This window comes from Vibrio sp. KUL78 (genome assembly GCF_059725505.1).
Genome location: NZ_AP045837.1, coordinates 1834173 through 1846705, shown reverse-complemented (window position 1 = coordinate 1846705; position 12533 = coordinate 1834173). Strand labels below are relative to the sequence as shown.

Below are 12533 nucleotides of genomic sequence, written 5' to 3'. Positions count from 1 at the left end.
TTGGACCCGCCGAACTAGGTTATTCACAATGCTAAAGCTAAAAACACTTTCTCGCGCTACTGCGATGTTATTACTGCCTCTTGCTATTACAACGAATGCCTTTGCCGCAGAGCAAGCTTCAACAGTAGATAATAGCGAAGTCGATATTCTAGAGCAGTATGGCGTACCAAAATATCTACCAAAGCTTGCGATTAGTTCAATGCTTCAAGGCGACCATGTTGTTGAGCATGCTCGTAAAACCGAAGTATTAGACGGTGTTCGCGTTGATAATGAAGTGTATTTGGTACAGACAACAGATACGAAAGGCAACATCGACCTGCGTATTAAATATGACCCTTCTAAGGTTGATGAGAATACGGATCTTATCGAGAATATTGAGAACATCACTAAGGCTGAGTATAAGTTACGTCAGTACGCGGAGATGTATGATAAAAACTCTGTGGTTGTTACTGAATTAGATAATGGCGATCTTGAGATCGAGTTTAATTACTCAAAATATACTTTGCCTCAAGATATTGCGTACTTTCGTTTCATGCGAGGCAAACTACTACTTTCTGATGGCCAGCCTGTATCGTTAATTGTCACTAACAACTCGCCTTTTAATCAGGGTGACAATGCGATTGAAACCTACAAGCAGGTTACATTTTTCGACAACCTTCCAAATGGTCGTGTAGTGGTAAACAAAAAGATCATCACTGCTGAAGGCAAGAAAAAGAAGAAAGACCTTAGCCTAGAGATCGAGCTAACACCGGTCGTTTATTACGATGAAGACCTTGGTGCTGTCGTTCAAGACCAGCCTTTGCTTTCAGAAGTGTCTGATCCGCGAATGCGTGAAGAGTACGTAAAGCTGGACCGAACTTTTCCACTGATGGCTGATATGGTTCGCCGTCAAGGCATTGATGTGCCGCTTCCATTTGGTATTTCTGCAGCGTACCGACGTCAGGATATGGATTTTAATTTTAGAGATTTCAACATTGGTGGCGTGCCGTTAGAAGGTATTGTTAACCCAGAAAATACGATTGCTCACGTGACGGCTGAGTCATATACCGTCCGTGGTGATGTGAATATCTTACCTTTCTGGAATGTGTTTGGTTATGTCGGTCAAATTGATGTAGATGCGATTGTGGATGCGCAAACACAACCAATCAATATTGGTCCAATTGGATTTGACCCAATCAATTTTAGCGTACCGGTCAAACTTCAGTATGACTTGATAGGTGTTGGTACAACGTTGTCTATGGGGTATAAGCAATTATTTGCTTCAGTTACAGCAAGTTACTCAAAGACTCGCCTAAAAGGCTCTACCGCCGACTGGGGTGATGGCATAGTCACCGCTCAGCCAATGCTGGGCTACCAATTTGCAGACTGGCGTGCTCAATTTTTTGTAGGTGCGGAATACCAAGCCTTAAAACCGAGTATGACTGGTGATTTGGGACCTGCCCTTGGATTGGATACAAGCATTGAATATGACGTAGGTGTAAACCTAAACAAATGGGCATACATGGTCGGTTTCAACAAGCAGATCGGTAAACACTACAACATGACTTTCCTTTACAACAAAGGTGAGACCCGTGATTCATTCACAGTTAACCTCGGTTACCGTTTCTAATCGAGCCTAGACCAACGTTTATTTAAGAGATATCGCAATGACAACTAAAAAATATTCGATTGTGCTTCTAGCACTGGTTTTGAGCGCCTGCTCTTCACAGCATGCTTTAGAAGACCGAGTAACAAAAGAGAATTACACCGAGGTTAACCTTCAGCACTCAGAGCAATTTAAAGGTGAAGAACCTTATCGATTTTGGGGTAACGAAGGCCCAGAGTTTTTATTAGAGAGCAAATACCACCCATCATCAATTACCGTGAGCGGAGAGCGAATGAATATTCTCGCGCTATCAGGCGGTGGTGCTAATGGAGCGTTTGGTGCTGGTGTAATTAATGGCCTTTATGATGCGGGTAAGCTTCCAGATTATTCGATTGTCACCGGCGTTAGTGCTGGTGCGCTTATTGCGCCGTTTGTTTTCACTGGCGGTGAAGATATTCATAAACTTCGTGACGTAATGCTAAGCCTTGATGATCGAGAAGTTTTGGGCAAAAAGAACTTTCTGAATACGATTTTTAAAGATGCCTTTACTAACGGCAAAAGCTTGTTCGAGCTGATGGAAACGACCTACGGCGATGACATGATTGCAAAGATCGCAGAGCAGCATCGCTTGGGTAAGCGCCTATTCATTGGCACGACTCACTTCGACTCGGGTAAGCAGATTACTTGGAACTTAGGTCAAATTGCTGCAAGTGATTTACCGAACAAGACTGAGTTAATTCACCAAATCTTGGCAGCTAGTGCTTCGATACCAGGAGTGTTTCCTCCACAGTTCATTAATGTGGAGTACGAAGGCGAAACGCTCGAGGAGTTGCATGTTGATGGTGGTCTAACGTTCCAAATGTTCTTTGATCCATCAAACTTTGACTACGGCCAGTTGAGTGAGGCTATGGGTTTAGAACAGCCACCTCAAGTTCACGTAATTCGAAACGGTACGCTTGAACCAGGTTACAAGCAAGTAAAAGACAAAGGCATGGATCTGTTGTCGCGTAGTATTAGCAACCTGACGCTTCAACAAACGCGTGGAGACATGTATCGCATGCTTTATATGAGTGAGCGCAATGATTATGACATCGCGTTTACCTATGTGGATACATCGTTTAAAGCTCATAAAAAAGGCAAAAAGATGTTTGATGCTGAATACATGAACAACCTTTACAACTATGGCTACCGCAAAGCACAAGGGGAAACCTTGTGGGTAACAGAAGCACCTTAGCGGACAAAAAATAACAACACTTCAATTTTGGCTCGATTAATACCAGACGGGAACAGTTTGAGCGGTATTAATCGGGTCTTTTTTATTTGGCGATTTTCCCATGATTAAAATCAATACATCTTCTTCGACAGCAGCACTATTTGCATTTTCCATTTTTGCCAGTCCTTTCAGTAGTGCGATGATTGATCCGCAAGACGGATATCTGGATATGGGCGATTACCTGGCGAACAATGCCTATGGTTTTTTGCCAGTTCCCATTGTGATTACCGAACCTGCAATTGGTGTGGGGGGCGGTATGCTTGGTATGTTCCTTCACGAATCAGACGATGAACGCGAAAAGCGCAAGCAGCATGCATTGACATCACTCGATGGGGGTGCACAACTACTGGCTCCAGCGATTACCGTGGCTGGTGGTGCGTATACCGACAATGGTACCTGGATGGCACTCATTGGCCACCGACATACTTGGAATGAAGACAGTATTCGTTATATCGGTGGAGCAGGTTATGGCCATGCCAACATCGATGTCTATAAAAGATTTCAGGGAGATGGTTTACCCGGCTTTATTGACCCTTATTCTGGCACCCTAGGTATGGGAACCGAAAGTGAAGGCTTTTTGATGAAGCAGCGTGTATCGTTTCGAGTTCCAAACAGTGATCTGTTTTTGGGGGTGTCGCAAACCTATTCGAGCTTCAGTACCACCATCGATTCTCTCTCGTTGGATATCAATGATCGTAACCTAGAGATGTCTAATCTCGGAGCAAAATTTGATAGCTCACTATCCGCTTTGGGGTTAGTGGCCGAATACGATACGAGAAACAATCTGTTTTTTCCAACTAAGGGCTCGTCCGTGGTTGCAGAATATCTGGTTTATGACTCGGCCCTAGGTAGCGATTTTGATTACGCGACGTTTGAGGTTGATGCTTACCAATACGTGCCAGTAAACAAGCATTTAACCTTGGCGTTTGCCGGTTCATATAGCTCTCTAAACACCGATGAAAGTTACCTACCACCTTTGGCAAAACCTTATATCAATATGCGTGGTGTAGCAGCATATAAATATCAAGGTGATGAAGTAAGTACATTACAAGCTCAGGCGATGTGGCATTTGAACCATCGTTGGACCATCAACGCTTTTTATGGCGTTGGCTCAACAGCAGAAGAACATAATGAACTGTTTGAAGATACGGTCGATGCTTATGGTGTCGGTTTTCGCTACCAGATCGCGAGGCGTTACGGTATCCATGTGGGCGTCGATGTGGCATTTAGTGAAGATCAAGGTACGGCTTACTTTCAAGTTGGCACGGGGTTCTAAACCATGGATATGAATAGCTTCTTAATGACGGCCGCATTAGCGTTTCTGATCATTGGCTGCTGCGTTGCAGTTTCTGTAAGGCTTAATATTGGTTCGGTAGTGGGTTTTATCATTGCGGGTGTGATTTTAGGTCCGAACACACCTGGGCTTGTCGCGTCGAATAATGTCGAAACACTGCAATCCATTGCCGATTTTGGTGTGGTGCTATTCCTGTTTACCCTGGGGCTTGAGATGCGCCCAAAACAACTCTGGAGCATGCGTAAAACGCTGTTACTTCAGGGCATGGGTCAAGTCGCGCTCACGGGGGCATGCTTTACCATTGTTGCGGTACTTTTTGATATGTCATGGGAAGTCGGTCTGGTATTAGGCTTGATCCTCGCTCAGTCATCGACCGCGGTAGTGGTGAGTATGCTTGCCGACAAACGGGAATTGGGCACTTCGCATGGGAAGAATATCTTTGCCAACTTAATGGGGCAGGATATGAGTATTGTGCTGGTTATGGGGGTAATTCCCATTCTTGCCCATAGCAAAGTCGAAGCTCAGGTGGGGCTTCTCGAAAAAAGCTTAGTGTTTGTAGGCGTCATAACCCTGATAGTGTTGTTGGCAAGATTTGTGTTGCCCAAGTTACTCGTATGGAGTGCAAAACTGCGAAGTAAAGAGGCCTTTGTACTCATGTTAGCAAGCGCCATCCTCCTGACAGTTTTGTGTTCACAACAAGCGGGGCTATCTGAAACCTTAGGCGTCTTCTTACTGGGTATGCTGCTCTCTGATTCGGAGTTTAAACACATACTGGAGGAGGTTGTTGCGCCGATAAAGGGTATTTTAATGTCTCTGTTCTTCTTGGCGGTAGGCATGTCGATTGACCCAAATATCATCGCCGGCCACCCCATTCTGATCTTGGGACTACTGGTCGCAGCCATCCTAATTAAGTTCTCAGTGTTCTTCGGGCTCGCACTCTTGGATCGCAAAGGCAAATTAGTAGCAACCAAAACCGCTTTCGCCCTTGCTCAAGTTGGTGAGTTTGCGTTTGTATTGTTTGGCGTCGCGCAAGCTTTTGAGCTTCTGTCTCCACAAACGGTCTCAATTGGTTTTGTTGTGATTAGTTTAAGTATGATAGCGACACCTTGGTTGTACGAGTTTGGCAAGAAAATCTGTGACGCGCTAATAACCAAGCAAGAGCGACAGAATGAAGATGGTTCACCGAATTGCGAACTTGTTGTCATCGGTTTAGATGAGGTAGGTAGGCTCGTTTGTATGATGGCTGAAAAAGCGGGTATCAGTTACGTGGGTTATGATTTGGACTATGACCGTGTCAGCCGCGCTAAGTCACTGAATCTCAATGCGCACTTCGGTGATATTTTATCAACCAAAACGCAGCAACTCGCTGGAATGGGTTTAGCAAAAGGGGCGTTTATTTCAGTTACTGAGTCATCTAGGTTGAGAAAGATAGCTAAAGTGTTGTGCAAGTATAAAAATGTGGAAGTCTACGCGAGAACAAATTCAAGGTTAGATGAGGTGTTTTTGAGAGATCTTGGCGTCAATCATGCAAGTTCCGTCTATATAGAAAGTACCCTCAGCAAAGGACGTGAATTGTTGAATGATTTTGGCGTAGAGGAGCACAGGGTGACGGAAATTGCGAACGAGTTGCGCACAGAACTAATCCATTAATCTCTAATAAAGGAGCGTAATTTAGGACACAAATAATACGTCACATCATCATCCAAGCTGGTGATGATTGCGTCCTTCAAACGCGATTAACGACAAATTCCACCTGCTTATAAAATGACCGCACTTAACTGAGGGAAGGAACAAATAGTCCCTCTGTCGAATGATTTTCAGAATGATATTAAGTAAGGTCAATTATGCGTAAGTCTGTTCGTACTGTTCTATCTCTAGCGATTCCTTTGGCGCTTGCTGCTTGTGGCGGCAGCAACAACTCTACAACCAAACCGAGCGAGCCTAAACCTGTAGAACCAGGTCTAAGCTATCCAGTTGAAGCTGAAATTGGCGATGTCACTTTGGTCGGCACTAGCGAGTCTGTTGTTGTACGCGATACTGCGGGTACACAACAAAAGGTTCGAATTGAGAGCTTTAAGGGTATCCCTTATGCAGAAGCGACTCGCTTTAATCACAGTGATACGGTTGCTCTAGAAGATGGTTATGCCACAGAGTTTGGTGCCGTATGTCCGCAAACGGCGTTAACCGAAATTCGTCAATCAGAAGACTGCCTAAATCTTAATATTTGGCGACCAAGTAACCTAGTGGCAGATCAAGTTTTACCTGTATACGTGTTCATTCATGGTGGTAACTTTGAAAACGGCTCTGGTTCGGATCCTCACATTCACGGTGACAACGTTGTCGCTCAAGGACAACTCGACGGAAAGCCTTTTATCGCAGTCACATTTAATTACCGTCTGGGTTTACTTGGCTCGACTTACAAAGATGACAGCAAAGGCGGAAACTTTGGTATTGGTGATCAAAAGCGCGCATTAGAGTGGGTTAACAACAATATTTATAAGTTTGGCGGTGATGCAGGTAACGTAACAGTTATGGGGCAGGGCGCAGGCGCTATGTCGATAGGTATCCTGCAGCAAGACAGCAGCGATGAGTTTATTGCTGGCGAGTATTTCCAGCGCGCAATCATGCAAAGTAATCCATATGGCTTTGAATATAAAAGCAGCAGCAATGCTGAATCCTTCGCGTCTGTCTCTGAGATGGAGAACATGTCGCTGAAAGAAATTATGGACAAGCAACAATCAATGTCTAAGGCAACGTCTAAGATTGTGGATTGGGTAGTTACTAGCGCTGCAACAATAAACCCAATCAGCTCAAACGCGACTCCAATAGCGACGTTGATGCCATTTGCGCCTTACATTGAGTACCGTAAAAAACTGATTGGGTCAGACAAAGGTTATCACCTAAAATCTCAACCTTTTGATACTGAACTTACAGTACCAACGGTTGCAGGTTATAACGCTGCGGATGAGAGAGCGTTTGGTTCACTGGCGGACATTACCTTCTTGATTCCTATGGTAGTGGATTTGATCATGAACAATGACCCAGATCTTTTGACTGAAGAAAATGGGGCACAAGCACCCGAAGTCATCGCTACTTGGTTAACAGAAGATGACAATGTTGAATTGCTGCGAGCTGAGCTAGCGAGTATTGATGGCAATGATGTAAACACCCAGTTAGAGTTGGGTGACATCATCAACCTTCTACCGGAGACCGCTTACGAAGCTGTAAATACACTGTTCTATGGTCTAGGTAATACTGATCAGACAAGCACCTTACTTGGCTTTGAGGATTATGCGGCTAACTCTGAAAAGGAGCTTAGCGGTGCGTTTGATAACATGAAGCAGTTTAACCAAATGACCAGCGATATGATGTTTGCGGGCCCTATTCGAGCCAAGGTCGCGTCAGCTGATGATTCTCAAATTCAAGCGACTATGTATGAGTTTAACTATCGTGGTAGCTTTAACTCAGTACCAAAAGGTAACTTATTTAATGAGAAAGAAACCGATCTCATTCAAGTGGTTAAATCGTTGAGCTGTAGTTTCGGAACGCCATGTTTTGGCTCAGAGCTTCCTTTCGTTTTTAACAAAGCCGTGCGCTCAGATGGGACAACGTTTAGTGTGTCTAGTCAAGATGAAGCCATGATGAGTAAGATGTCTCGCGTTTGGTTTAGCGATGAACTGTTCGAAAAAGAACAGTACCAGAAAGGGTCGGACAGCGTTTGGGTTATTGATGGCAATGAGACAGACGGTCCAACGTATGATTGGGATCGAATGACGAAAACTGGCAAAGATGAATTACTCCAGGATGGTCGTCTACAAGGTCTTGAAACACAGAACCTTATTGGTTACTACTTAGTTGATTAATTCGATATACTAAACACATGATCTTATAGGAAAAGGATGTCCTAATGACCACTCTAATCTGGTGTCTACTCGTCGCCACGATTCTCCCTTACATTGCTAAGATACCCGTGGCCATCGCGATGAATAAAGCTGGTGGCTACGACAATCGTCATCCAAGAAGTCAGCAAACCGGTCTAACCGGTTTTGGGGCGAGGGCATTAGCAGCACATCAAAATGCGTTTGAGTCGCTGATTGTATTTACACCTGCAGTTCTGGTTGCTCTGGTGACTGAATCGACATCTGAGACGATACAATATCTCGCCCTAGCTCACATTGGGGCGCAAGTTGTCTACCATGTTTTGTATTTGCTGGATGTCGATAAGTTGCGTTCTGTGTCCTGGGCGGTTGCTATAGGTTGTTCATTTGCGATTATATGGCACTCTATGCCAATGTAATCTGTGAGTTTTGAGTATTAGAAAATGCCGATGTTTTCCTGTGAAGACTATGAAGAAGCAATGATCAATTTTATTGCTAAAGAAATGAATCAAGATCTAGCTCACGACATGAATCATGTCTATCGTGTAGTAAAGACTGCCAAACAGTTGTGCAAGGCAGAAGGAGCAATGCTAGAGATCGTGTTACCCGCTGCTTATCTTCATGATTGTTTCTCATTTCCTAAAAATCACCCAGAGCGCTCTAAGAGCTCGACTATCGCTGCGGACAAAGCACTGAGCTTTCTTGAGGGACTGTGCTATCCGTCTGAATATTTCGATGCAATACACCACAGTATCCTAGCGCATAGTTACAGCGCTAATATTACTCCCAAAACACTCGAAGCTAAGGTAGTACAAGATGCCGACAGGCTTGATGCTCTTGGTGCGATCGGTATAGCAAGGTGTCTGCAGGTAAGTACCCAATTAGGTGTAACCCTATACAGTGCTGAAGACCCATTTTGTGAAAAGCGCCACCCAGAAGATCAGAAATACTCCATAGACCATTACCATACCAAACTCTTCCGACTGCCTGGCATGATGCAAACGGCTTCTGCAAGAGAAGAAGCTAAGAGGAGAGTAGAGTATATGCGTTCGTTTTTGGCTCAATTGAGACATGAAATATTATCCTGATTAACTGGCCCTGCCTCCTTAAACTCGAAGGTGACGATGAACTGCTTTACATCGCGTCGGAAACTTCTTTAACTGACGAACTTAATTCACTTATTCACAGTGATGAAGACATCTTGGTTGACTCTAACGGACAAGTGTATGGGGTAAGGACAGATTCTAGAGGCATAGTGGTACTGGAATATAAACATGAGACTCTCAGTCTTGAAGATGTCACTTTACTTGTTCAAGCTCATGAATTTTCATTGGCACAAGTATGCCTTACTAAAATTCAGTTCAACTCGATAGCTGAAGCGATATACGCTTTGTATTCTGCCCAATAAAAGGACTAGACAGGAAACGGTTTTGGTTGATATAAAAGTTGTTGGTCTGTTTATGACGACCGCTGTGGCAGAGATTTTAGGCTGCTATTTGCCTTATTTGTGGCTTAGAGAAGGAAAATCGATCTGGCTGTTAGTCCCAGCTGCGTTCCTTCTTGGTTTATTCGCGTGGTTACTTTCTTTACACCCTACGGCAGCAGGCAGAGTTTATGCGGCTTACGGCGGGGTATACATATTTGTCGCCATCCTTTGGCTCTGGCTAGTTGATGGTATCAAACCAACTACGTGGGATATTGTCGGCACATTAGTTGCGTTGCTAGGCATGGCTATAATTATGTTTGCACCCAGAGGCGCCTGACGGATCAATTAACCAGAGGTCGATGGATGCTTAATCTGGTACACTGCGCGGGTTGAACAAATTTTAGGTATAAGACATGAGTCAAGAGCAGCCAAACAATCCACTACACGGCCTGACACTAGAAAAAATCCTTGTACGCCTTCAAGAGCACTATGGTTGGGAAGGCTTAGACGCGGAAATTCAGATCAATTGTTTTTACAACAACCCTTCTATCAAATCTTCTCTTAAATTCTTGCGCCGCACTCAGTGGGCGAGAGACAAGGTAGAGGCTCTCTATATCGATACCTTCTGTCGATAATTCAATCATTGCTCAGCCAAAGCGGTACGAGTAAACTGTCAAAAAATCAATATGTTAATGGAGTGCGTGTTGAAAGTATATCTATCAGGTGAAATACATACCGATTGGCGAGAGCAGATCATCGAGGGCTGCAAAGCCAAGGATCTTGATATCAGTTTTACGTCTGCCAACACTGATCATGAATCAAGTGATGCTGCAGGCGATGGTTTAGGCGCTGAGCCTCAACAGTTTTGGCGCGACCACAAATCCGCAAAAGTAAACGCGATTAGAATTCAAACGGCTATCAAAGCATGTGACGTAGCGATCATTCGTTTTGGCGACAAATATAAGCAGTGGAATGCTGCCTTTGATGCTGGCTATTGTGCGGCACTGGGCAAGCCTTACATCACTCTACATGATGAAACTTTAGTGCACGCGCTGAAAGAGGTCGATGGTGCTGCACAGGCTTGGGCGACAACATCGGAACAAGTTGTTGATTTGTTGGCTTACGTTATCTCTTAATACCGTTAAACATATCTAAAGCAAGAGCAAGTATGCAGTACATAGTAGTAAAGGATTATACAGATATACCCGAAGATCCTATCATCATTACACTAGGTGACCAACTCAAAGTCGTTGAAGAATCTGACCCGCAAGGCGATTGGCCAAATTGGGTGCTTTGTCTCGGTAGTGGTAAAAAAGGCTGGGTACCTAAACAGATACTAACGATAGAGAGTGACGCAGCAATAGTTCAAAGTGACTACCGTGCTGTGGAGCACTCATTGTCGGTAGGTGAGATATTGATTGCTGAGTTTGAACTTAATGGTTGGATTTGGTGCGAAAAATCAAGCGACAAAGGTGTTATGGGTTGGTCGCCTTTAAATCACCTTGCGCGAGTTTGATTAACCGTTTCTATCAACTTATAACCATATCCGCTTGGGTTATTTAGATAGCTTTGTGATTTATAAAGGGTTGGTGGAAGAGTAGAAAAAATTGGGAATCCCTTCCCAAAGCTGGGTTTCCCCATACGCCATGTTAATCCTTTTGAGTTCAATTACAGTACCAAGGAGCATTACGCCTTGACGGAGAGATACTATCTTGTTGTGCTGAATCTCCACAATCGCGTTTGAAGGATCCAATCCTACAAGAACCGATTCAGTTTAGTACGTAGTAGCCACGGCCTTGCATGCAGTGACGGACAACTTGGTCTTTCTGCACCTGATATTCTTCTGCTTGATGTCTCTTTTCCGCGCCGTGTTTTAGTGCGCCACCAATCAAGCCAATTCCGGCACCTACTTGAGCGCCCTTAGTACCGCTTCCACCGGAAATTGCACCGCCAGCGGCACCCAATGCCGCACCTTTAGCGGTTGAGCCCAACATGTCGGAGCCCAGAGAGTTAGACTGTCCACTCTCTACGTTCTCGCTATATTGTTGACATTCATACATATCCGCGTGGTACTGCTCTTGGTCAACATTTTTAGTATCAATAATGATGTTGGCGCTAGCGACACCGCTCAAGCAAAGTAATGTCGCTGTAATAATGGCTTTTTTCATGAGTTTTTCCTTACGCTAGTTGAGTTGCACAGAAGCGATCTTTCGGGTCGACAAGGCTTTGTTGAGCCGCCACAGTTTGAAGTTCCCACTCGTCACGTCGGTGGGTCTCACGAAGTACGCCATAACAAGCGTTGTTTGCATGTTCAAACGCTTTAACCGGCGACAGTTCGCTGAGAAGGCCAGCCGTAAATAGTGCGGAAATTAAATCGCCAACACCAACAGGCTCTCGTTCAAAATCTAGGAAAGGACGCTGAACCATGTAGCAATGGCCTTCAGTCGCTAGCATCATGGTAAAGATGTTATTTGATATGCCGTGCAAGTGTTTCACCAATACAACCTTCGGCCCCATTGTGAGTGCTTTTTTACAGGCTGCAACCGCGTCTCCGAGCGAGGTTATCTCGATCCCGGTGAACTGAGTGAGCTCAAATTGATTCGGAATAATCACATCTGCTGCTGGCATCAGGTGCGTAACTAGTTCGTCAGTAATTTCCGGATCTAAGATGCAGCCTTTTTCCGAATCGCCCATGACTGGATCGCAAACGTAGAGTGCATTTGGATTTTCTTTCTTTACTTTGTTAACAAGCTTTAATACTTCGTGCGCCTGCGCTGCACTTCCCATGTACCCAGACAAAATCGCTTCACAGTCTTTGAGAGCACCAATCTTATTTAGGCCAAGCGTAAGCTCCCCGATGATGCTCGGGTGAAATGCGTATCCAGTCCAACCTTGTTGGTATTGTGTATGGTTTGAGAACTGAACCGTGTGAATTGGCCATACTTCAAAGCCAAGTCTTTGTAGTGGGAATACAGCTGAGCTGTTTCCAGCACGTCCATAAACGACGTGTGATTGAATAGAAATAATACCTTTCATAGCGTACTTCTTCTTTTAATCGAAAAGCCAACTGAGTGCTT

General features: G+C 44.5%; 14 protein-coding genes. 12 read left to right on the top strand and 2 right to left on the bottom strand.

Annotated features, from left to right (window positions below):
• Positions 1 to 28 precede the first annotated feature (28 nt).
• From AC6I8Y_RS08605 to AC6I8Y_RS08550, 12 genes are all read left to right on the top strand, one after another.
• Positions 29 to 1609, top strand: a complete 1581-nt coding sequence (locus tag AC6I8Y_RS08605; RefSeq protein ID WP_498019912.1) for a hypothetical protein — start codon at positions 29 to 31, stop codon at positions 1607 to 1609.
• A 37-nt stretch (positions 1610 to 1646) separates the two neighbouring features.
• Positions 1647 to 2819, top strand: a complete 1173-nt coding sequence (locus AC6I8Y_RS08600; RefSeq protein ID WP_498019911.1) for a patatin-like phospholipase family protein — start codon at positions 1647 to 1649, stop codon at positions 2817 to 2819.
• A gap of 100 nt (positions 2820 to 2919) precedes the next feature.
• Complete coding sequence (locus AC6I8Y_RS08595; protein ID WP_252014544.1) at positions 2920 to 4134, top strand: BamA/TamA family outer membrane protein; 1215 nt, start codon at positions 2920 to 2922, stop codon at positions 4132 to 4134.
• A gap of 3 nt (positions 4135 to 4137) precedes the next feature.
• A complete protein-coding gene (locus AC6I8Y_RS08590) occupies positions 4138 to 5802 on the top strand; it encodes a cation:proton antiporter domain-containing protein (protein WP_498019910.1) in 1665 nt (554 codons plus the stop codon).
• Positions 5803 to 5996: 194 nt separating this feature from the next.
• On the top strand, positions 5997 to 8015 hold the full coding sequence (locus tag AC6I8Y_RS08585; protein WP_498019909.1) for a carboxylesterase family protein: 2019 nt from the start codon (positions 5997 to 5999) through the stop codon (positions 8013 to 8015).
• A 44-nt stretch (positions 8016 to 8059) separates the two neighbouring features.
• Complete coding sequence (locus AC6I8Y_RS08580) at positions 8060 to 8449, top strand: MAPEG family protein (protein WP_498019908.1); 390 nt, start codon at positions 8060 to 8062, stop codon at positions 8447 to 8449.
• Positions 8450 to 8473: 24 nt separating this feature from the next.
• Positions 8474 to 9118, top strand: a complete 645-nt coding sequence (locus AC6I8Y_RS08575; protein WP_498019907.1) for an HD domain-containing protein — start codon at positions 8474 to 8476, stop codon at positions 9116 to 9118.
• Positions 9109 to 9438 carry a DUF4144 family protein gene (locus AC6I8Y_RS08570; RefSeq protein ID WP_498021472.1) on the top strand — a complete coding sequence of 110 codons (330 nt, stop codon included), beginning with the start codon at positions 9109 to 9111 and terminating at the stop codon, positions 9436 to 9438. The genes AC6I8Y_RS08575 and AC6I8Y_RS08570 overlap by 10 nt, the downstream gene beginning before the upstream one ends.
• A 52-nt stretch (positions 9439 to 9490) precedes the next feature.
• Positions 9491 to 9793 (top strand): YnfA family protein, encoded by a 303-nt coding sequence (locus AC6I8Y_RS08565; protein WP_498021471.1) that lies wholly within the window; start codon positions 9491 to 9493, stop codon positions 9791 to 9793.
• A gap of 76 nt (positions 9794 to 9869) precedes the next feature.
• Entirely contained in the window at positions 9870 to 10091 is a 222-nt protein-coding gene (locus tag AC6I8Y_RS08560) for a VF530 family protein (protein WP_042472852.1), read from the top strand.
• A gap of 57 nt (positions 10092 to 10148) precedes the next feature.
• A complete protein-coding gene (locus AC6I8Y_RS08555) occupies positions 10149 to 10592 on the top strand; it encodes a YtoQ family protein (protein ID WP_498021469.1) in 444 nt (147 codons plus the stop codon).
• 32 nt (positions 10593 to 10624) lie between these two features.
• Entirely contained in the window at positions 10625 to 10972 is a 348-nt protein-coding gene (locus AC6I8Y_RS08550; protein WP_498019906.1) for an SH3 domain-containing protein, read from the top strand.
• Positions 10973 to 11225: 253 nt separating this feature from the next.
• Here AC6I8Y_RS08550 and AC6I8Y_RS08545 read toward each other — a convergent pair whose 3' ends face one another.
• Positions 11226 to 11624, bottom strand: coding sequence for a glycine zipper family protein (locus AC6I8Y_RS08545; RefSeq protein WP_394154512.1), 399 nt, complete (start codon positions 11622 to 11624; stop codon positions 11226 to 11228).
• Between the two features lie 10 nt (positions 11625 to 11634).
• The gene (gene pdxY, locus AC6I8Y_RS08540; protein ID WP_498019905.1) at positions 11635 to 12492 is read right to left on the bottom strand and encodes a pyridoxal kinase PdxY; all 858 of its coding nucleotides are present in this window, start codon (positions 12490 to 12492) and stop codon (positions 11635 to 11637) included.
• Positions 12493 to 12533 lie beyond the last annotated feature (41 nt).